This is a genomic window from Methanocella sp. MCL-LM, from assembly GCF_049676595.1.
GTDB lineage: Archaea > Halobacteriota > Methanocellia > Methanocellales > Methanocellaceae > Methanocella_A.
Genome location: NZ_CP187259.1, coordinates 925,212 through 947,054, shown reverse-complemented (window position 1 = coordinate 947,054; position 21,843 = coordinate 925,212). Strand labels below are relative to the sequence as shown.

The 21,843-nt window shown below is 55.4% G+C and carries 18 protein-coding genes and 1 tRNA gene; 14 read left to right on the top strand and 5 right to left on the bottom strand.

Going from position 1 to position 21,843, the window contains the following annotated elements; genetic code table 11:
- Positions 1 to 117: 117 nt before the first annotated feature.
- On the top strand, positions 118 to 1,752 hold the full coding sequence (locus ACPLPM_RS04720; RefSeq protein ID WP_424359089.1) for a right-handed parallel beta-helix repeat-containing protein: 1,635 nt from the start codon (positions 118 to 120) through the stop codon (positions 1,750 to 1,752).
- A gap of 108 nt (positions 1,753 to 1,860) precedes the next feature.
- Complete coding sequence (locus ACPLPM_RS04715) at positions 1,861 to 3,801, top strand: right-handed parallel beta-helix repeat-containing protein (protein ID WP_424359088.1); 1,941 nt, start codon at positions 1,861 to 1,863, stop codon at positions 3,799 to 3,801.
- Between the two features lie 35 nt (positions 3,802 to 3,836).
- Here the strand turns inward: ACPLPM_RS04715 and ACPLPM_RS04710 are convergent, their stop codons facing one another.
- Positions 3,837 to 5,669, bottom strand: a complete 1,833-nt coding sequence (locus tag ACPLPM_RS04710; protein WP_424359087.1) for a PAS domain S-box protein — start codon at positions 5,667 to 5,669, stop codon at positions 3,837 to 3,839.
- A gap of 527 nt (positions 5,670 to 6,196) precedes the next feature.
- Here ACPLPM_RS04710 and purM point away from each other — a divergent pair.
- The 6 genes from purM to ACPLPM_RS04680 all read left to right on the top strand — a co-directional run bounded on the left by purM (position 6,197) and on the right by ACPLPM_RS04680 (position 11,935).
- Positions 6,197 to 7,183 carry a phosphoribosylformylglycinamidine cyclo-ligase gene (gene purM / locus ACPLPM_RS04705; protein WP_424360036.1) on the top strand — a complete coding sequence of 329 codons (987 nt, stop codon included), beginning with the start codon at positions 6,197 to 6,199 and terminating at the stop codon, positions 7,181 to 7,183.
- Positions 7,184 to 7,419: 236 nt separating this feature from the next.
- The gene (locus ACPLPM_RS04700) at positions 7,420 to 7,971 is read left to right on the top strand and encodes a hypothetical protein (protein ID WP_424359086.1); all 552 of its coding nucleotides are present in this window, start codon (positions 7,420 to 7,422) and stop codon (positions 7,969 to 7,971) included.
- Positions 7,972 to 8,055: 84 nt separating this feature from the next.
- Complete coding sequence (locus ACPLPM_RS04695) at positions 8,056 to 8,601, top strand: zinc ribbon domain-containing protein (protein WP_424359085.1); 546 nt, start codon at positions 8,056 to 8,058, stop codon at positions 8,599 to 8,601.
- Complete coding sequence (locus tag ACPLPM_RS04690; protein ID WP_424359084.1) at positions 8,594 to 10,279, top strand: hypothetical protein; 1,686 nt, start codon at positions 8,594 to 8,596, stop codon at positions 10,277 to 10,279. The genes ACPLPM_RS04695 and ACPLPM_RS04690 overlap by 8 nt, the downstream gene beginning before the upstream one ends.
- On the top strand, positions 10,276 to 11,544 hold the full coding sequence (locus tag ACPLPM_RS04685) for a radical SAM protein (RefSeq protein WP_424359083.1): 1,269 nt from the start codon (positions 10,276 to 10,278) through the stop codon (positions 11,542 to 11,544). The genes ACPLPM_RS04690 and ACPLPM_RS04685 overlap by 4 nt, the downstream gene beginning before the upstream one ends.
- Before the next feature lie 22 nt (positions 11,545 to 11,566).
- Entirely contained in the window at positions 11,567 to 11,935 is a 369-nt protein-coding gene (locus ACPLPM_RS04680) for a VOC family protein (protein WP_424359082.1), read from the top strand.
- A gap of 35 nt (positions 11,936 to 11,970) precedes the next feature.
- Here the strand turns inward: ACPLPM_RS04680 and ACPLPM_RS04675 are convergent, their stop codons facing one another.
- Both ACPLPM_RS04675 and ACPLPM_RS04670 read right to left on the bottom strand, forming a co-directional pair.
- Entirely contained in the window at positions 11,971 to 12,678 is a 708-nt protein-coding gene (locus tag ACPLPM_RS04675; RefSeq protein WP_424359081.1) for a 4Fe-4S binding protein, read from the bottom strand.
- Between the two features lie 27 nt (positions 12,679 to 12,705).
- Positions 12,706 to 13,383, bottom strand: coding sequence for a hypothetical protein (locus ACPLPM_RS04670; RefSeq protein WP_424359080.1), 678 nt, complete (start codon positions 13,381 to 13,383; stop codon positions 12,706 to 12,708).
- Positions 13,384 to 14,237: 854 nt separating this feature from the next.
- On the opposite strand from ACPLPM_RS04670, the gene ACPLPM_RS04665 reads away from it, so the two are divergent.
- From ACPLPM_RS04665 to ACPLPM_RS04650, 4 genes are all read left to right on the top strand, one after another.
- Positions 14,238 to 14,309, top strand: a tRNA-Gly gene (locus ACPLPM_RS04665).
- A 60-nt stretch (positions 14,310 to 14,369) separates the two neighbouring features.
- Positions 14,370 to 14,624, top strand: coding sequence for a hypothetical protein (locus tag ACPLPM_RS04660; protein ID WP_424359079.1), 255 nt, complete (start codon positions 14,370 to 14,372; stop codon positions 14,622 to 14,624).
- A 134-nt stretch (positions 14,625 to 14,758) separates the two neighbouring features.
- Positions 14,759 to 15,832, top strand: coding sequence for an ECF transporter S component (locus ACPLPM_RS04655; RefSeq protein ID WP_424359078.1), 1,074 nt, complete (start codon positions 14,759 to 14,761; stop codon positions 15,830 to 15,832).
- A 9-nt stretch (positions 15,833 to 15,841) separates the two neighbouring features.
- Entirely contained in the window at positions 15,842 to 16,480 is a 639-nt protein-coding gene (locus ACPLPM_RS04650) for an FmdE family protein (RefSeq protein ID WP_424359077.1), read from the top strand.
- A 38-nt stretch (positions 16,481 to 16,518) separates the two neighbouring features.
- Here ACPLPM_RS04650 and ACPLPM_RS04645 read toward each other — a convergent pair whose 3' ends face one another.
- Positions 16,519 to 17,016 carry a molybdopterin-dependent oxidoreductase gene (locus ACPLPM_RS04645; protein ID WP_424359076.1) on the bottom strand — a complete coding sequence of 166 codons (498 nt, stop codon included), beginning with the start codon at positions 17,014 to 17,016 and terminating at the stop codon, positions 16,519 to 16,521.
- A gap of 285 nt (positions 17,017 to 17,301) precedes the next feature.
- Between ACPLPM_RS04645 and ACPLPM_RS04640 the strand changes: the two genes are divergently transcribed.
- Positions 17,302 to 19,467 (top strand): OmpL47-type beta-barrel domain-containing protein, encoded by a 2,166-nt coding sequence (locus ACPLPM_RS04640; protein WP_424359075.1) that lies wholly within the window; start codon positions 17,302 to 17,304, stop codon positions 19,465 to 19,467.
- A 43-nt stretch (positions 19,468 to 19,510) separates the two neighbouring features.
- On the opposite strand, the gene ACPLPM_RS04635 is transcribed toward ACPLPM_RS04640, so the two are convergent.
- Entirely contained in the window at positions 19,511 to 20,419 is a 909-nt protein-coding gene (locus ACPLPM_RS04635; RefSeq protein WP_424359074.1) for a DUF2268 domain-containing protein, read from the bottom strand.
- Positions 20,420 to 20,883: 464 nt separating this feature from the next.
- On the opposite strand from ACPLPM_RS04635, the gene ACPLPM_RS04630 reads away from it, so the two are divergent.
- Entirely contained in the window at positions 20,884 to 21,825 is a 942-nt protein-coding gene (locus ACPLPM_RS04630; protein ID WP_424359073.1) for a hypothetical protein, read from the top strand.
- The last annotated feature ends 18 nt before the right edge of the window (positions 21,826 to 21,843 follow it).

Sequence of the window (21,843 nt, the reverse complement as noted above, 5' to 3'; positions counted from 1 at the left end):
TCCTGTCGGCTTATTAAAACGAAAAATTAATGGCCCATAGGATAATACTCCGCTATATCAAGAGGCGGTAGTATTAGAGGTAATTATACAGGCATCCTTATTATATTATTTTTCTTATTGATCGTTATTCCAGGCACAACTATGGCCGCAACGCTGCACGTCGGCCCGGGCCAGAGCTACACGACGATCCAGGGCGCGATCAGCGCTTCGAGTCCCGGAGACACGATCTATGTCGACGGGGGGCATTATACTGAAATCGTCAACGCCAACAAGCCGGTAACGCTGATCGGCATCGTCAACGGGGCGGGGTACCTGCCGGTGATCGATGCGGCCGGGCACGGCGGCAACGCGGTAAACATCACTGCCAGCGGTGTGACACTGGACGGTTTCACGATACAGGGAGCTACCGCCGGGGCAGGCGTATTCATCGATGGTTCGGATATCCTGCTGAAGAACCTCAACGTCCAGTCGAATGCAGAGGGCATCCTTGCGAACGCTTCAGAAAACGTACAGATCGCCCACTGCAGCTTCTCCGATAATGCAGCGGACATCGTGGCGATTCCGGGGAATGACCACCTCACCATCCGGGATTGCACGATCAGAAATAGTACCGGAGGGTACAGTATCCTGTTGTTAGAAACGGAATATGTTACTATTGAAAACGTGGCCATGGAGAACGTTAATGCTGGCATATTTTCGATTTTGAGCAACCATACGACCTGTTCGAAAGTTTCGATTACCAATTGTGGCATGGGAATTTTGGCCCAGTTCGGTCACAACAACAGAATTATTGAATGCGCAGTAACAACCACAGGTACATCTGGCCTGGGCATTGGCATCATTCAAGCCGAGGCAGTCGAAATTAAGGACACAATCTGTACAAACGCTATGGTTAACCTGTACCTGGTTGCATGCAATAACTCCACAATATCCAGCGTGGTTCTAAAGGATTCCCAGGAGGAGAATTGCCTGATATTAGAGTGCTATAACGTAGCCATCTTCGATAGTGCGATGACGGGATCGCAAATCTGTAGTCTCCAGGCAGATTCCAGCAATCAGATATTATTGTCCGGCCTGAACGTCTCGGGCAATGGGTATGGCATAATGATCGAAGAGTGCGCAAATTCGGTCTTACGCCAGTCGAGGATTACAGATAACGATGGCTGGGGCTTATCGCTTGAAGACAGCCTGAACATGTCAGTAGTCCAGAACACGTTCCAGAATAATCCGGAGTATAACGCGAGGAACTTAAACTGCACTGACGCCCGCTGGAATACTACGATGTCAGCCAAGTACACATATCAGGCGAATGTCTACAACAATAGTACAGGTAACTACTGGAGCGATTATACTGGCACCGATTCGAACGGCGACGGGATTGGGGACGTGCCTTATATAAACGGCGATGTGATCGATTACTTCCCGCTGATTACCCGGTCGGCCAGCTACGACTATTCCGGAAGGCTGCCGCATCTCATCCCGATGGGCGTCACTGTAGATATGAGCGCGTTTTATTCCGCGGCCACGCCAGTCGCTACGCCTGTAACGACACCGACTGCCACAGCCACACAGACAATTACTCCGATCCCGGCTGTAACACCCACGGCCACTTCAATACCGACCCCCGTTGCGTCGGCTACACCGGCGCAGGAATCCCAGGGCAGCAGTAACGTGTTGTATATCGTGATCGGCCTGATAGCGCTGATTGTAGCGGGCGGGGTGGCTGCATACTTGCTGTTCCTGAGAAAATAGGCTAAAAGTGGGGCATTTGTCCCGTTTCATTTTTTCCTGACAACTTTTAATTATATCGATCATATACTAAGGGTAACATTAATAGTCGATTACATTATTCTTGGCCTATTGAAGGCGGGCGTTAACATCAGAATAGGTTTTACTCTTACTGCTGTCAGTATACTGTTTTTCATTCTCATAGCCCCAGGCTCGTGTACTGCTGCCACGCTGTACGTGGGTCCGGACCAGCATTACAAGACCATCCAGAGTGCCATCAACGGCTCGACCGATGGCGATACGATCTACGTGGACGGCGACGAGTATCAAGAGGCAGTGATCGTTGACAAAAAAGTGGCTTTGATAGGGGTACCGAATAGCTCAGGAGGGAGGCCGCTGCTGACAGGCTGGCCTCAATCGGTGACCCCTGGCCTAAATCCTGCAATGAAGATCACAGCCGCCGGGGTCATTGTCGATGGCTTTGACATCCGTGGCGATGGCAACCAGTCTGCCGGGATAAAAGTCGAGGGGTCGAATCAGGAGGTCAACTGCGAGATCGGGGACGTTAATGTCACTTCGTGTAATACGGGAGTTCTAGTGTCAGGCGTAAGGAACGTCAGCATTACGCAGTCTGTTTTTATAGGTAACGGCGAGGGCATCAGTACAGAGTGGGCAGGCAACATCACAATATTCCGGAACACGTTCTTAAACAACAGCCTCGGCGCACATATCGATCTCACACCCCACGTCGAGCTGTCGGAGAATAACTTCATAGACAACACCTACGGCGGTGCCCGGCAGGGCTCGCACACCGGGAACATAAGGGGAAACTCCACGTTACCCCAACAATACGTATTCGGCTCTCGCCAGTTCATCAACAACACCGGTAACTTCTGGAGCGACTATGGAGGGGAGGATCGAAATAGCGATGGCATAGGCGATTCGCCGTACATCATCAACACAGTAGGGCCCAGTATTGCGGGAGAGCCCGAGTTTATTTTTACCGATAACTACCCGGCGATGGGCAGGTGGTCTTTCGACGGGGAAACTGCAGCCATCCGCAATCCAACAGTCGTTCCTGCCGACAGCACAGATATCCCGCTTAGCGTCCGGCTTCACACGCTTCACGTAGGTGACGGCCAGATCTACTCGACGATCCAGCGGGCCGTCAATATCTCGGCAAACGGCGACACCATCTACGTGCATGGCGGAGAGTACCACGAAGCTGTGATCGTCGATAAGCCGCTGACAATAATTGGGGTCCCAAACAGTTCTGGCGGCAGGCCGATCATCGCAGGCTGGCCAGCATCGTCGGCCCTTGAGATGAATCCCGGTATGGATATCACCGGCAGGGGAGTGACCATTGACGGGTTTGACATAAGAGGAGATCAGAACAGCACTGGCATACTGGTCTCGGGCGAGGACTGCCTGATCAGGAACATCACGGTTTCCTCCTGCTGGACAGGCGTCGAATTTGGTGCGGATAACACTACCGTGACCTGCTCGGTTTTCTCGGACAACGTGCAGGGGGCCACTGCACATGAAGCATCAAACCTGATCCTGACGAGAAACAATTTCATCGACAACAAAATGGTAGCTTTCCTGAGTTTCACGTCAAATGCCACTTTTTTCCAGAATAATTTCATCAATAACACGGCAGGAGTGAGGACGAGTATTACGAACAATGTTCGGGTCAACTCTACTTCACCTGTACCATACTCGTTTAGTGGCAGTGTTTTTACCAATCGCACTGGCAACTTTTGGAGCAATAATACTGCCATGGACGATAACCACGATGGCATCGCCGATACACCATACACAAGCTCTGTGATAAGCGATTTAGGCTATAGCTGGAATTTCACGGACGATTACCCGGCGGTGGCCAGGTGGTCGTTTGAAAACGATACTGCGATCATCGGCGAGCCTGCCGTGACCGGGCCGGCACCAACTGCGCAGACTTCAACCCCTTCGGAGACGGCGCAAGAAAGCGGCTCTATCGCGCTGCTGGCCCCGATCGGCCTGCTTGTAGCCGCATGTATCTGCGGCCTGGCAGCGTGCCGTAGAAGACCCTGAGAAAAAATGAGTACCGAGAGGTTATAGGTCTGGTTTCAGGTAGTGACCGGCTTCACACCCGCGAGCTTCCGGTTGGTAATGTCTCTCGTCACACCCCTGAACCCGCAGAACTGCCCCTGCTCGTCGTAGAACGGCGAACCATTGACTTCCACGGAGAGGATGCTGCCGTTGCGGTGGAACATCCTCATATGCTCCAGACTATACGGCCGCGGGTTGGCGAAGATGCGGCCGAAGCCTTCGGAAAACAGGGGTACATCCTCCGGTGGCATGAATTCAACGATCACCTTGCCCAGGTAATGTTCGGGAGTATAGCCCAGGATATCTCTTACCTTTGGGCTGACATAAGTGAATTTTGCCTGCCGGTCCATTTCCCAGACGATGTCGTTGACATTCTCGATGGTGCTGCGGAGCCTGCTTTCGCTCTCCAGTAGTGCCTGCTCTATGCGCTTCTTCTCGGTGATGTCCCGGGCGACGCCCCGGAAGCCTATAACAGCACCTTGCCCATTATATACCGGCTTGCCGCTGGCTTCGATGAAGATCGTCCGGCCGTCCTTGTGGAGAAGCTCAACCTCGAGCATCTGAGGCAGCGCCTCGCCCTGCTGGAAAGTGGCTATAGTCTCGGCCATCTTTTTCGCCTTCTCCGGTGCCATCAGGTCGATAGAGCGCAATCCGACTACCTCTTCCGGATGATAGCCGATGATATCGTAAACTTTGGGACTGGAATAGGTATACAGCCCGGTCAGGTCGCTCTCCCAGATCCAGTCGTTGACGTCTTCGACGAGGTTGCGGTACTTTTCCTCGGCTTTTCTCAGGGCTTCTTCGGCCTGCTTACGGGCAGTTACATCCCGGATTACTCCCCGGTAGCCCCTGAACTTGCCGGCATCATCGTACATTACAGTGCCATTAGTCTCTACTATGAGCTCATATCCGGCTTTATGGAGCACGTGAGTCTCCTGTAAGCCGTAGGGTTTCGGCTCATCGAAGATCTGCGCGACGCTGCCGAGGATCTTCTCCGAGTGGCCGGGCGCCAGGAAGCCCTCGATGGTTTTGCCGAGGAAATCTGCCGGCTCGTAGCCCAGCATATCTTTGATCCGGGGGCTGATATAGGTAAACCGGCCCACGCTGTCGATCTCCCAGGACACATCGTTGATGCTCTCCACGAGGTTCCGGTACTTTTCCTCGCTTTCCCGGAGCGCCTGCTCCGAGCGGATACGCTGCCCGATTTCGGCCAGGAGCTTCTCGTTAGCCTTCTCCAGCTCTGCCGTGCGCTCTCTCACCCGGATTTCCAGCTCGCTCCGCTCCCTGAGCAACGCTTCCTCGGCCTTCTTCCGCTCCGTGATATCGCTCAGGATGATGGTGACACCTTTTTCCCCGTCCTCGAAGACGGTGGGGAGGAACTTCATAGTGAAGTAGTACTCGCGCTCCTCCCGACCGTAAAACAGGTCGACCGACGCTTCTTTGCCACTCAACGCCTCCCTGACGAGCGGGGTCAGCCGGGGGTCAGATAGCCACAGGTGCGAAAAGTTCTGGATGTTCTTGTTGAGCACTTCCTCCCGGCTCAGGTCGGTATACTCCAGAAAACGGTCGTTCACGTTCCTGGCCCGCATGTCCTTGTCCAGCGTGATGATCAGGTCGGAGGAAAAGCTCAGCATCGCAGAGATAGGTACCCTCTGGGATATCGAGTACACCTTGGAAGGCCCAAAGGACCTCATGTCGACGTGTCCCGCGGCCACAAGCACTTCCGTATACTTGGCCACGGAATGCCGGTTCAACCCTACTGCCTTAGAGAGCTCCGTAATCGTCATGCCACGGGGATTTTCCCTCAGCGCCTCCTTGATGATGGAAAGCTCTTTTCGGTTCACGTCCATTTTGTACCTTCCAGGCGATATCGCGTTATAATGACCGCCAGCGGTCAAAAATTTTGTCATCCAATACTGAATTAGTCTTTGGTATACAAAGACCGATAACTATAAATGTATTAAGCTTTAATAAGGTATCGGTCATACCCCCTTAAGGTATCCATACCACCCTAAGGTACTGGTCATACCCCCTTAAGGCAAACCATAACCCCATAATACCACCCTGGGATTATGAGACAAGTGCCCCCCAAAAACCGCCTTGTCTCATAAACCAGATACCCCCCATTTTTTATTTTTACCAGAGCGGATACGTTGAGTGTTTATTTCCTGCCCGGGTTCAAGCCCGGTGTCCGCCTCGCAGGCTTACCCAAAAATAGCAGCTACGCAAAGTTTTATCTATCTTTTAAAGCTATCTATCGCACATGCAGAAGAAGGCAGGGAAAAAGGCACCAGCAAAGGGAAAAGGCGCTGTAAAGACGGCGGCTGCAAAGGGAGCGGCTAAGAAGGTCGCCGCGAAGCAGGCCGCAGGCCAGCACATGACCTACGCCGGCTCAGGCGTAGACATCAAGAAGCTCGACGGCATCAAATCGGACATCATCAAGAGCCTCAGCTTCAAGCGCACCGGCTTCGGCGCCCCTCTCGGGGGAGAAGGCCATTATGCAGGCCTCATCGACATGGGCTACTTTGCCCTGGCCATCACCACGGACGGCGTGGGCACCAAGCTGCTCATCGCCGACGCCATCGAGAAGTGGGACACCGTCGGCATCGACTGCGTCGCCATGAACGTGAACGATCTGTACGTAATGGGTATCGAGCCCCTTGCCTTCGTCGATTACATATCCCTCGAAAAGCCGAACGAGGAACTGGTAAGACAGACCATGATCGGCCTCAACGAGGGCGCCCGCCAGGCTAACGTGTCCATCGTCGGTGGAGAGACCGCAGCCCTGCCGGACATCATCAAAGGCTTCGACCTCGCCGGCACCGCTGTCGGCGTCGTTCCCAAGGACCGGATCATCACCGGCAAAGACGTGAAGCCCGGCGACGTTATCGTGGGATTGCCCTCCAGCGGCATCCACTCCAACGGCTACAGCCTGGTCCGCAAAGTCGTGGAGAGCGCCGGCCTGAAGTACACCGACCCCTGCCCGTACAACAAAAAGGTCTCGCTGGGCGAAGAACTGCTCACCCCGACCAGGATTTACGCCGAAGTGGTCGGCCTCGCTAAGCGGTTCAACATCCACGGCATGGCCCACATCACCGGCGGCGGCTTAATGAACCTACGCCGGATCACCAGCTACGGCTTCGACTTCACCGACCCGCTCCCGGTGCCCGAAGTGTTTAAGTTCATCCAGAAGACCGGCAACATCGAAGACAAAGAGATGTACCGCACCTTCAACATGGGCATGGGCTACGCGATCATCTGCGACAAGCAGGACGCCGGCGCCATTGTGAAGATGACCGACGGCACCATCGTCGGCAAGGTCGTTAAGGAAGGCTGCACCATCCGCGGCATCAAGATGTGGTAATAGCTTTGTAAATTGCGGCGACAAGCCGCCTTATATTTAGTTCGCAAAGGCGCAAAGGCGCAAAGGCGCTAAGACGCAGCGTATATCCGATTCATCTTTGCGCCTTTGCGCCTTTGCGAATTAATACCAAGGCCTCCCGGGGCCGAAATGATCTGTTCTCATATACTGGCGATTACGGAAGGTAGACATACGAGAGAGCCGAACCCTTTATTATTAAGCATAAAGCACTATGATTAATGTTCTCGCTGCGGAAGCTCGTGCATATGGGTGGCGTGCTGTTTGTGCCGCTCGCGATGTACAACCGGTATCTGGCCCTGGGCATGGCCATTCTGGGCATCGGCGCTTTCTTTTTGCTGGAGCTGCTGAAGCGTAAGCTGGATCCGAAGCTGGCCGGGCTGCTGTACCGGAAAGGGGAGATGACCGGCACGGCGATGGAGCCGCTGGCCTACCTGCTGGCGATCACGCTGCTGTTGACGATCTCTCTGCTGTACCTGCCAGAAGCCTGCTATGTGGGGATCATCGTGCTGACGCTGGGCGACGGCGTGGCCACTATCGCCGGTAAGACGATTGGCGGGCCGAAGCTGCCCTTCACCGAGAAGACGTGGTCGGGCATGCTAGCGGGGATAATTATTGCTGCAGCGGTCGGATTCTTTGTTGCCGGCCCCATCGCGCTGGCAGGAGCTGCCGGCGGCATGATCGCCGAGGCATATGCCGGTAAAGGCGATAATTGTTTTACCGCAGTCGTGGCGTTTCTCTGCATGGCCGCAGCAGCCCTGGTCGGATGGTAATCATCGTACACTTGCGGGATGGAGCCATAGCCACGGGCGTGGGATGGTAAAATATCTATATCTCCCGCCGCTTATTGTTAGCACATGAATAACCGTTCCTTCATGCTGATCGGTGCCAGCATCGTGCTCGTCCTGATCAGCCTTCCGATCTGGTTCATCACTCTCATGGCCCTCATAGCCGGCAGGTCCTGGGGGCTGGCCACCGGCCTCGTGGGCGTCGTTCTGCTGGTCGCAGCCGCAGTTCCCGTATATATGGTCTACTCGGCCGCCCAGGAGCAGAAGATGAAAGATGCCAGGGAGCACAACATGGAGCGGCAGGTCATGGCCGTCGCTAAAAAGAGGAACGGCGTAGTCCGGGCGGCAGACCTGGTGAGTGTCGGCTTCAGGGGAGAAGATGCTGAGGCTATCCTGGAACACATGGCAAACCAGGGGCTGTGTGACATCAACCTTGACGCGACGAAGTACTCGGGCGTGAAGACGTACATGTTCCCGCAGGAAGTCAGGATGCGGTGCCAGTACTGCGGCACGCCGGTAGACCTGGACACGGTCAGGTGCCCGAGCTGCGGCGCCCCGGTGGAGTGGGACAAAGCCCGGCCGGAAGACCTGAAGAGGGGGAGCAACAATGGTTAGAAGTAAGTCACGCCTGTCAGCAGTACTGGTCTTATCGCTGCTCGTGCTGACCCTGGCCATAGCGGCAGCGCCGGCAGCCAGTGCCGAGGAATACAGGTGGCAGGTGAACTACCAACACGTCACGCTGGACATCAACCAGTCGGGCACGGTCAGCATGATCTACCAGGTAGATGCCACTATTGAGAAAGGCGTCTGGAACGAGGTCTGGATACCGGCCACTAAAAGTAACATGCAGATTAGCAGTGTCGTGGATAGCACAGGCAAAAGCCACAGCTACTACATCGATGGCGACCAGATCAAGACCCGGGACTACAATTTAAGGCCGGGCGATAGCATCAGCCTCACTATTTACTCGACGCTGCCGAACTTCATCTACAAGTCGAACGCTGAAGGTTACGACATCGTCTCGTTCACCCCGCCCTGGTGGGACATGCCCATCAGCGACACGAGCGTGAAGTACGTGCTCCCCGCCGAGATCAACGTCAGCGAAGTGTACACCGGGAACCGGGAGTACTCGGGCATCGGGACCGAGAACGGCCGCACGATCGTCTACTTCAACAGCACTCAGCTGTCCAACAACCAGCAGTTTGACACTGCAGTCAGCTTCCCGGACCGGTATATGGCCCCTGGAGTCGTGACGTCGAAGGATGACTACACGCCCCCCGTATACAATACTGGAGGGGATGACGGAGTAGGTAGTTTCCTCACCGATGCTCTCTGCTCGACCGCCTGTTTACCGTTCTTCATCATCGCCGGGATTATCATCTTAAGCCTTATCGCTTCAGGCAACCGCCAGCAGTACTCGTCGCCGGTGGTCAGCATGGACGGGGTGGGTGTCAACAAGGACCTCGACCCGGTGGAAGCTGCGATGCTCCTACGCATAGACCCGAGGCGTATCCTGACCATGATCATGTTTGACCTGCTGAAAAAGGGCAACGTCAAGCTCATCTCTACCGAGCCGATCCGGCTGGAGCCGGTGGCCCGGAAAGACCTGAACTACTACGAAGCTGCTTTCATGGACGCCATCAGAAACGACACCCTCGACGAAGACCGGCTGGTCAAGTGCTTCAAAGTGCTCGCCCAGAGAGTGGTCGACAAGACCAGGCCGTTCTGCCGCAAGGACACCGAAGCCTACTACAGGCAGAAGATCGAGGAGAAGTGGGACGACGTCAAGGCAGTGGACACGCCTGAACTAAAACTGCAGAAGTACGACACAGCCATGCTCTGGCTCATGGCGGACGAGCAGTTCGCTACCAGGACCAAGGAGTCCCTGCGTGCTCCAGGCTGGAACACGATGACGATACCGCCGTACTACTGGTGGTACCCGTACTACTTCGGGCACCAGCAGCCGGCTACGACCACGACGGCCACGACTGACGCGATGAGGCCCCAGACAGGCGGCACCGTCAGCCAGCCGCAGCAGCCGACGAACCAGACTACGTCCAGCGTCGAGGCGTTCGCCAGCAAGGTGAGCAACTCGGTCGAGACCATGTCCGCCGGAGTAGTGGGCAGCATAGAGTCGTTCTTAGGGGTCCGCAACGCGGCCAATGCGCCGCCGGCAGCGCCGGCACCGGCCCGGCAGGGCGGCACATCGTGCGCCTGCGTATCCTGCGCCTGCGCCTGTGCTCATTGTGCCTGCGCTTGCGCCTGCGCGGGCGGAGGAGGGGGATGCACATGAAAACCGCTAAGATCAACAACGCGAAACTACATCTCAGAGAGGAGAGCGACGGCTCGGGGCTTTTAGTGATAAACGCCTCCCGCATACTGTACCTGGACCACATCGGCTCGGAATACGTCAAGCACTACATCCACTACAGCGGCCATAAGCCTCTCGTAGGAAGCATCCGGGACAACGTCGTCCTCAGAGTGATGATGAAGTACAAGGTCTCGAAGAAGACCGCCGAGCACGACTACGACCGGCTCATGAACTCCATCTGGGGTGTCGCATCCGGCAACACCTGCCCGTTCTCCAGCCTGGACGTCAAGGTGAAAACACCCGAGTACAGCGACCTGAAATCACCGTTACGCATCGACCTCGCGCTGACTTACCGCTGCAACAACAACTGCGGCCACTGCTATGCCGGAGGACCCCGGCAAACGAAAGAGCTCTCGACTGCAGAGTGGAAGCAGATCATTGACAAGACGCAGAAGTTCGAGGTCCCCAACATCGTCTTCACCGGCGGCGAATCCCTGATGAGGGACGACCTGGAGGAGCTGATCGACCACGCCGAGAAGCTGGGCATCGTCACCGGCCTGATCACCAACGGCAGGCTGCTCACCAAAGAGCGAGTAGCCTCGCTGAAGAAGGTCGGCCTCGACTACACCCAGATCACGCTGGAGTCACCCGACAAGGCCATCCATAACGCCATGTGCAAGGTGGACTGCTACGACGAGACCGTCGCCGGTATCAAGAACTCGGCCCAGGAGCTGTTCACCACCACGAACACGACGATCACCCAGGCCAACAAGGCGACGATACTGGACCTGGTACCGTTCTTGCATAGCCTCGGCGTAAAGCGCTTCGGCCTGAACGCCATCATCCGGGCAGGCAGAGGCGTAGACGCCGACGGCGTCACCTACGAAGAGCTGAAAGAGCTTTTACCGCAGGTGATCACCCTCGCCGAACAGCACAACATGGACTTCATCTGGTACACCCCGACCCCATACCACAAGCTCAACCCGGTCGAGATGGGCCTCGGCGTCAAATCCTGCAGCGCCGCAAGATTAACCCTCGCAGTAGAGCCCGACGGCAGCGTCATACCCTGCCAGTCGTACTTCAAGCCTTTAGGCAACGCAGTGACTGACGACTTCAGAGAGATATGGCAGAAAGACCTCGCCAAATGCCTCCGTGGGCATAAGTACGCCCCGGAGAAGTGCAAAAAGTGTATCCAGTACCCCATGTGCGGCGGCGGGTGCCCACTCGAACTCGCCTGCGGGTTCTAAGTTTAGGCCTGTGAGGTATCAGATGCTATCTACACACATCTACTTAAACGGACAGTGTAAGGAATCTATAGAGGCATACGTGAAAGCCTTCAAGGCCACCGTCCAGACAGTCGTACTGAATCCGGCACAAGAAGAGCTCGTCCTGCACGCGGAAATTCTGATCCACGGCCAGCTGCTCTACCTGAACGATTTTGGCGATGGCGATGGCTTCTCAAAATCGGGGGGATACCAGCTGGTCATCAGGTTCGACAGTGAAGAGGAGCTGAAAGAGGCCTACGCTGTCTTGAGCGCCGGCAGCACAACTATCTCTCCCCCTCAGGCGACAGAGTACAGCGTGTGCCAGGTCAGGTTCGTCGACAGGTTCGACGTCAGGTGGGCATTCTGGGTATAAAGATCTACTGCAGTTCAAAAATGGCGGGCAATCGGTCACTTTTTCCCTACGGGGCAGGCAGCGGTGCATTGTGTGCAGTAAGACATGGCATTTTCTGAAACGCGCCTGTGGTTGAGCATGCAGGCACCGCACAGCTTGCGGTCGACCTCGGTTTCTTTTATGGCTCCGACGGGGCAGGCATCGATGCATTCCCGGCAGTCCCCGCAGCGGTCGTCGGGGATGATCTCGGAGGTTTCTCCGATGTCGGCGTCGGTGAGGACGGCCTTGAGCCGGAGCCGGGGTCCGTGGTTTCTGTGGACGAACATGCGGGACTTGCCGATCCACCCGAAGCCGGCGAGGACGGCCCAGACTTTCAGGTAGTAGGAAGTGTACTCGGCAACCTGGTAATCGTGGTCTTCCAGCGCCTGGATGACTTTAAGCGTAGCGACGTCGAGCAGCATCGTCTCGATGGATGCGGAGTAGCTGTCTGATACCTTGTAGTAAACGTCCTTTTTATCGTCCAGGAGGCGTTTGCCTAAGATGACCATCGTCTTCGCTGCAGGCATGATCTCCAGCGGGTTTTTCACGTTGGAGACGCTGACCTCACCGTCCGACCATTTGACGCCTCTGAGCAAATCTATTTCGTGGGCCGGGATGGTGGTCCTGTCCTGATCCAGGCGCAGGAAGCCGATGACCTCTAAGCCATAGAAAGAGGCGATGTCGTTGATGGCGGCTTTTACTGCTGTAAGATCAGACGAGGCCATAACAGGTCTAAATTGTGTCGGGGAAGCTTAAGGCTTTGCGCGAGCGCAGCAGGCGCGCAGGCAGTACCCGCAGCTGTGCTTTCGGCCGAGGCCAACTCCTATGCTGATACGGTAGTTGTTGCAGAGAAAAACGTCGATCATGTCGTCACGGCTGATGCCTGGCTGCCATTCCCTGCCTTTGAGAGCATGGACGGGGCACGCATCGACACATTCGGTACAGGCGCCACATCTGCTTTGGGTTGATCCTTTATAGGTCTGGAACGGGGCATCGGTCAGGATGGTCGTCAGCCTCACGCAAGGCCCGTACTCCGGCGTGACGAGGAGAGAAGATTTACCCATCCAGCCGATACCAGCGGATACAGCGACCATCTTGTGAGACAGCTCTCCCGTCAGGCGCTCCTGGTCCGTATCGTTGCCGACGGAATGCCAGCGGTAGCCGTGCCCGGATAAAAATTCGCCCAGCCTGGCTTTGATGACTTCCAGCTCGGCCCGCTGCCTGAGCTGCTGCTCGTGGAACGCCGCCTCGTCTGTCGAAGCAGTTGCGATATCCCCAATAGGCGTTATCAAGGATATGCCCACTGGAAACCTGCCCGTGAGCGGATGGTCGTGCCGGGACAGATCGGCAAAGCCTACCTTCTTCACCCCGATACGGGAGGCAAGTCTGACCAGATTATCCTGCAGATCCCTGAGTTCGTCGGCAGCCATGATATCTCCTCTTATGATGTACCATCTTTATACAGGTCTTTCCCGGTCCAGGTTAAATTAATACTGGGTTCGTTCTTCGCCGGCAGGCGGCATACCTTTAGCCATGCACAGAGGTAGCCGGTATACCTGATAAAGGCAGTAGGTAGCGGTAGTATTCTTGAAACGTTTTGTTTGAGTGCCCGTACCATTTACACGAAGTACGCGAAGTACTCAAAGTTCAACAAAATGGCTGACTGAAGGCTGATTTTCTGGCATAACTTCGTGTATAGTCTTTCCTAAACATTTTGGACAGTTCCTTTGCCAGGATCTTCGCCTGTTGAACGACTGCGAATGCAGGCGTTCTCAAGGCGATTCCTGACAGCCGGTTTTCCCTCTCCAATCCTCCGGGCACTCACCTTTCTCCTCTCAGACCTCCTGACCTCCCTGACCTCCCAGTTTGAAAAAAGACTCCCAGACCTCCGGGCACTCCCCAACCTCCCATTTTCAATGATACGTGTGCGTAAGCAGGACAGACAGGGAGGTTTCGGAGGCACCGGAGATCAGAGAGAACGATCTCAGGGAGAGATCAGAGAGGTCAGGAGGTCTGAGAGGAGGACAGTGAGGAGCCCGGAGGCCCCGGAGGATTTGAATGACGAATATCCAAAAAGTAACAGTAAAAACTATACTTCGCGTACCTTGCGTACTTCGTGTAAACGGTACCTGCCTGTCCGAAAAATTTCAGGAACGACTATAACAATCTCTGGACTACGGTTCGCTACTGTGTTTTTATCACACGAAGTGGTGTCGGCTGGTGATCGTCATGCGAAATTATTAATACTATGTAAGTCGATGATAGTTCCGCATCTTTTAGATATGCACCGATGGTCTAGCGGCTATGATATCAGCCTTCCAAGCTGAATACCCGGGTTCAAGTCCCGGTCGGTGCACTCATATTAATTTCCGCTATACGATAAGCTCTTTATATTCTCAAAATCAAGTCATCTCAGATGACCGATCTCTCCGCGTTTATCTGCATCTTCTGTAAACACCTCGGCGATGACGGCGCACGGTGTGCAGCTTTTCCGGAGCGCATTCCGGACGACATCCTGTTCGGCATACACGATCACCGCTTCCCGTACGAAGGAGACCAAGGCGTCCGGTTTGAGCTGAAGCCGGGGGAAGAGGCGAACTGGGACGAGTGGCTCGCCCTGAACGAAGCAAGGTCCCGGTCGTGCCAGATCCAGATAAACAGTAAATGGTAAGCGTTACTGCGTTTATTATCGTCTACCAGTCGCCCCGGCAATCTGCCATTAACTATAGTAACGCTATACACGCTATGGCAATCGATTGCGTTAACTTTATGTTAACGGCGTTAAGTACAAGCTATCGATGTACCATGTCAGACACCGCGACTAAGGCTAACAAGTATTACTTCTCGACCAGGGACCTGCTGATCATCGCCGTGCTCGGCGCGATGGGAGGAGCCTTTTCAGTCTATATGGGCTACCTCATCGCTGAGGCGTACAACGCGATCAGGGTGTGGTTCCCGGTGGCGGAATCGCTCAGCGGCGTTCACCTCATCTGGATTGTGCTGGTGATCGCGATCACTAACAAGAAAGGTAGCGGCGTTTTAGCAGGGCTGCTAAAAGGATCGATCGAGTTCCTGATGGGCAGCCGGCTGGGCTTGTTTGTCATCCTGCTGTCGCTCGTGGAGGGCCTGTTCGCGGAGATCGGGTTCTGGCCGTTCAGGAAGTACAGGCGGCTCTCGTACCTGCTGGCGGGAGGGCTGGGCACTGCCTCGAACGTGGTTGCCTTTCAGTTCTTCGTCCCGTTCAACAGCCCGCTGTTGTTCGGCCTCGCCACCTTCATGGCGTTCCTCTCGGGAGTGGTGATCGCCGGCATCTTCGGCCTCGGCGTCACCGACAGCCTGGAGGAAGCGGGGATCATTAAGAAGGCTAAAGATGGTAAGAAGGGTCTGCGCCTGACGGCGACAAAAGTCGCTGCAGTGCTGATCGCGCTTTCCATCGTCATCGTCGCGGGCGCCGTGGTCTTCAAACCTCCCGAGGCAGGCACGTCTCCGACTCCAGCGGGCAACGTTACCCCGCCGGCAGAGGGTAAGAGTATGCTGTTTACGATATCGGGCAGCGTCGACCAGCCCGGAGATTACGACTACTACAGCTATTCCGATCGCTTTGTCATTATGGAGTCGCAGGCCATCGGTAACCCACACAAGCCTCAGACGTATACTGGCCTGCAGCTGAAAACAGCCCTGCAGGACGCGGGCCTTCAGCCGGGGGCGACCAAGGTGGACGTGATCGGCTACGACGGCTACTATAATACGTTCGAGATATCGCAGGCCATACGGGACGACGTGCTGCTGGTAGACGTCGGTGGACAGCTGAAGATCATTGCCAACAGCACCAGCCAGGAGTACTGGGTGGGCATGATCAAGACAGTCAAAGTCTACTGAGGCGACGATATGAACGCTGACTATGAAGGAGAGATGATGGCGACCTTTGTCGCGCTGGAAAAGAAGCATGACATAAGCGGGCGGGTGCGACAGTTCATCGATGCTTCGGTGCGCTACCACGGTTTCCCAGCCCCGGGGGTGATTCTCGGAGCGTACATGGTAGACCTGGCGCTGGAAAAGCTGGGGGCCGAGCCGGGAGATCGGTTGTTTGCCGTAGCTGAGACAGCCAAGTGTGTTTCGGACTCGATCGGGGTCATCACGGGCTGCACTCCGGGCAGTAGTAAATTTTTATTGTTCAACACAGGGAGGATAGCCCTGGCGGTGGGGCGGGACGACGGCACCGGCATCGCCCGGTGCGTAAGAGCGTACGTAGTCTGCGAGCGGACCAGAAGCTATCCGGCTTTAAGAGCATGGTACTTCAATGAGCCGGATGCGAAGGGAAATTTGCCGGCCCTGCTCGAGGACATACTGGTGGCAGGCCGGGGTATCCTTGGCTGGGAGAGGGTTGATGTGCCGATCCCGCCCAAGGACGATCAGTGGAAACCGGCGATCTGCGCATCGTGCGGCGAAATGGTCCCGGATAAGATGCTCGTCGGCGACAGGTGCAGGGCATGCAGCGCCGGGTCCTGCTATATGGAAAAGAAATAAAAAGAAAAAGCTGTGCGGGCAGCAGCCCGCAGCTATTTTTACTCGATGACGATGGTCGTCAGGTTGCCGACCCAGGCCCCTTTGGACTCGCCGGGGATGACGGCCTTCAGCGTGTCGTCGGCGTTGATGGCGATGATGGCGTCAGCCGAGGCCTTGATGGCAGAGACGTCCAGGCTCTTGTTGTAGCCGTCCGCGCCGATCATGTTCGCGCTCTTCGCTTCGGCGGTCAGGCCTGCGGCGTCCAGAAGCTTGCCGTAGGCTACGCCGGTGTATTCCTGGGTAACGTTATCCTTTCCTGCGACAGTGATGGTCTTGCTTTCGTACTTCTGCAGGTCTGCCATGGTCAGGTTCAGCGGATTGCTGACCTTGCCGGTGACCGACAGCACGACGGGCCCCGAAACTGCCGGAGCCGGAGTCGGCGTTGTCTCCGCCGTGGGCACAGGAGAAACTGTGGTAGTTCCCGTGCAGCCGGAGATAGCTACGACAAAAGCGATCATTGCTACGAATACTAATGCGATCCCAACTTTAAATTTCAAAGATATGCCTCCCATTGTAAGTATTTGTTGTAAAAGAGATTGGTATCATATTAAATTTATTGCAACTACATGCGATTGCTCAACGGTCGGAAGGGGCATATCCTGGTAATTCCCATTTCTGATTTAATGCAAGTTAAGGCCCGTCTCATCTCTGTGCCGGCCTCAGCCGGCACCAGAAAGTATACAAATAGTCCAGCCGACCTTCCTACAATCATCGTATGGATAACTGGCCATTAATATGGCCCAGTTCGCAGCATCGAGGGGCGGGTACTGCAGAGGGTTACCATGAGGTACGTCCTAGTATTAGCGGTCCTGGCCCTGGTGTTGTGTGCTGCCCCGATTTCGGCAGCCGCACCGTCGATAGTCGGCGTTTCGGCCGACAGGGCCTTTTTCAACCCGGATACCGGCTCGGTAGAGATCAGTTACGAGCTGGCCGACATTATCAACGGCTGTCCAGCCGTCAGCATATACGGCCAGAGCGGCAAGGTGAAGGATATCTCTGCAGGTACCCGAAGCACCGGTAACCACAGCATTGCCTGGGACGGGACCTACAATAATAAGGTAGCTGTCCCGGATGGCGAGTATACGATACTGGTGTACCTGGCGGACATAGATTCTGCCAGGCAGCCCAGGCTGATCAAGGTTTTCGGGAGCATTTCAGGGCTGGACGAGCATGTACCGGGGCTGTTAAGCGGCACGGCCAGGAACTCGTCAGGTTATACCTTCGTAGCAGATGCGCCGAATAACAGTATACAGATTTTCAGCCAGGATGGCGCCCTGGTTTCGGTGTTCGGGAACGGCGGCACGGGTGACGGCGAATTCATGAGCCCGGTAGACGTTGCGATCAACGCTTCGAACTTCGTCTTTGTGTCAGACGACTATAACTCCAGAGTACAGGTATTTAATCCGGAGGGCAGGTTTGTCGCCAGCTGGCGGACTACCTCGGAGCCCGGCGCTGACTATAGCTTTGCAGGCCCCGTCGCGGTAAACTCTTCCGGCTTCGTTTACATAGTTTGCAGCGGGGAGAGAAAGCTCGACAACAAGGAGACGCCATGGACACCCGATCGCCAGTACTACAATCAGATTCAGGTGTTCAGCCCAGGGGGTGAGTTAGTCAGGAGCTTCGGCAGCTACGGCACTGGGGACGGCGAGTTAGGAAAGGTTAGCAGCCTCGCCATCGACAGGGAAGATAATGTGTACGTGGCCGATCTGTCGAACCACAGGGTCATGATACTGGATCAACAGGGGAACTATATCACAGCAATCGATTATTCCAGCGTGGGGGTAGGAGACAGCTATAATCCTTCGGGCATCGCAATCGGTTCTGCAGGGCACATCTACACGATGGACCAGGATAGAGGCAGGGTGGATGTCTTCTCGCCCATTGTCGTGGGTAGCGTCAGAGTCAGCGTGGATAAAACACCCCCGTTCACGGATGCCATCCAGAGCAGCAGGAGGGTAAACGACTGGCACAACTCCAGCGTTCGCATCGACCTGGAAGCGACGGACGGCGGCTCAGGCGTCAAAGAGCTGAACTATATAATGGACGATGGGCCGGTCCACAGGATCGAGGGAGCCGGCACTGCTTTCGTCGTCGCTAACGGCGTGCATAAGCTCGAGTACTGGAGCATCGATAAAGTAGGCAACGAAGGGAAGCACAATTCTATCGTCATCCAGGTAGACTCGGTCCCTCCGGTGACAAACGCGAAGTTGACTGGCACAGGCGGCGACAACGGGTGGTACAGGTCGGATGTGACAGTGAACCTCACCGCGGAGGATGCCAGCACCGGCGTCCACAGGACCCAGCACAGTTATGACGGCTCAGAATGGCTCGACAGAGCCTTGTTTACCGTGAGTAAAGAGGGTGAAAACCCGGTCTACTTCCGCTCGATCGACTACGCCGGCAACGTCGAGAGCCAGAGGATGCTGAGCATCAAGATCGATAAAACAGCTCCGTCGATTGACTGCACCTTCGAGGGCTCCAGCCCTCAGGGCTGGTTTACCTCCGATGTCACGGTGACTCTGACCCCGGAGGACGGCGGGTCAGGCATCGCTAAAACGGAGTATAGCATGGATGGCATCACATGGAACAACTATACAGCTCCGTTTATCGTACCCCCGGGTAACCAGAACAAGGTACACTATCGTACGCTGGATATGGCAGGCAACGTCGCCGCTGGTAACTCCTACCTTTATTTCTGGCCGACCAGCATCCCGGATATCTACGAGCTGGTCAACAATGTCCCTGTTCCGGCTCCGTCCTCCCCGGCGACCGTGGCCCCGGTAGACTGGATGCTGCCCCGGGACACATCCAAAGTAACGCCCGGTGCAGCGCCTCAGGTCCCGGAAAACGTGACAGACCAGCCTTCGGCTGATAACTCGCAGGAGAAAGTCAGGACAATGGTACGCATCATCAAAATTGTCGCCGGCTTCATCAGCTTTTTACCCTGAGCCGCTGTATAAAAAAGGCCGGGCACTTGCCCGGCGTTACTTTTTAATCAAAGAATTTCGACTCCCGGACGATCTCTTCCGCAGGGGTAAAGATCGTTTCGACGATGCTCTTTCCGGTCCGTTCCATGTACGCCTGTACCGCGTAGTACCCCACAGCATAGCCTGAGTGAGGCGGCAGCCCGAGGCCTTTGTCGTCGACGACTCCGGGGATGTTCCCGAACACGTACCGCTGCATGTTCTCGAAGCCCTTCAGGTTCAGCCCTTCTTTGATGATGTTCTTCACCCGGGGCAGCTCCCTGAGGTCGAAGTTTTTCACGCAAAAGACAAGCTTGTCCCTGCCGCAGAGCTCGACCGCAAACGATTCCGCGAGCCCTTCGCCGATCACCATCCGGTCTACCGACAGGTTCCGGGGGTCGCCGAAGCCTGCGGGAGCTACCGATGAGCATATGCCGTGGCACAGCTCGTGGGCCAGCGTCGAGGCTACCATGCTCATGTTCTGCTCGTTAGGGACGAAGTAGTTCAGCGTTACGTAGCCGGGTATAGCGCCGAAGCCTGTGTAGTCGCCGGTGATTGGGTTCATCCTTGTCTGGTCCTGCAGGAAGAAACCTGCTACCACCCGCTTTATCGGGATTCGGTGCTCGTAGCCCTCAAACATGCCCCACGCCCGCTCCAGCGTCTTTGCCATGGTCGAGGCGGGGTCGTACTTCTTCACGAACCGCAGCGTATCCAGAATATTTTCGTCTATCTGACCCGGCCCCAGGTAAGCCCACATGTTCAGCAGGCTCGTAGCATCGATCTTACCTGAAGCGTCAGGCTGAGCTCCGAACATCCGGAACATGCCCTCGAAGGGCTTGACGAGCTCCTGATAGTAGATTTCCTGCTTCTTCTCCACGTTCATTTCCGTTGCGATCTTCTCATAGGACAAGATTGTGTCCAGCACTTCAAATTCCATATGTATCTATTCCATAGTCGTTGGCATACCACACGCTATCGACTGAAAAAGCCTGATAGCGATGACGGCAGCCTTGCGTCGCTCAACAGTCTGTACCTGGCACGCCGAACGCCGGGCTGGAGAGAAGCTGGTGCCGAGAGGAGGTTATCATGAGTAGTAACGCCCTCAGCTGTTTGATAGTCTTGACTATATACCCAAAATGCCTGTGGCCACACAGGGAGGGTCAGCCTCACGGAGTAGCAACTAAAACATTCTGGAATGGCTCCACCTGCCGGTGTCCGCGCACCGAAAACCCCTGACCGGGGACAAAAACAAGCCTCTAGTGGAACTTGTGGAACATAGACTATCGGTAAAAATTTGACAGGTAAAGTATATAATTTTTACTTTGGTTGCTTTCGGTGCAAACCTGCGCATTTTTAATGAGAAATTTAAATATTTAACCGGTAATAGTACATAATGAGGGTTTGAGGGTGTTGAAAAGGGTTCGGCGATATGCCATAGCTGTGCTTATAGTATACGCGATTATTATCGCTATGATAACACCTTCGGCGGCGCAGTTCGAGCTGCGGCAGGAACTCAGGTCTGGCGATCTCCTTGCGAACCAGGAGACCATCATCGTCCCGTTTCAGATTACGCTCTTCCATACCCAGGATGCGACCTGCACTGACGCCGAATCTTTTGGATTGTCACCCTTGCCCACGGCCGGGGGAAACGGGTTTTCCCTGGCCCAGACCAGCGCCCGGACTGCAACGGCGGCAGAAACAGGATTTTTCAGCGTACAGCAGGCGCCTTATGTTTTACCCTTCGATCAGGTTCCGGGTATCGTCGTCGGTGATACCCCCTCGTGGGTGGCCAGGATGGGGCCGATACGCTTCGCAGGCCTCCCGGCAGGCACAGGCATGATCTTCCCCGACATGACCATGGTGACCCGCCAGATCAATATGACTACGCCGCCAACCAACCAGACTGCAACGGGTAATCTTACCCCAGGCAGGGCCAATAATACGACTGATGCAAGCCAGGCGATCAAGTACGACTACATCGTGGACGCCAACAATAGCAAGCCGTTCCTGCCGGGGAACGTCATGCTGGTCAGGACGGTAAAAAATGCAAGGGGGGTAAATGAGACTATCATCGACCGTGTCCCCAAAAAATATCTGCAGCTTTACGCTACTCCGGAAGAGATAGCCAGGAGGACGATCATGGAGCGGATGTGGCGAAACGTCCACCTCAACTTCCACATGGATAAGGCCTACTCTGGAGAAACCTGCTATCCGGACCTCATCTTCCCCGTAAAGGATCCGTTTGCGCTGATGTCGTATTACCCCACGCCTCTGACCGTCGTCGACGCATTGCAGGTCACCCGGCCCGGGACGCACATTAAAAAGGTCATGTGGCCAGTATAAGCCCCGGGTAAGCAGGTG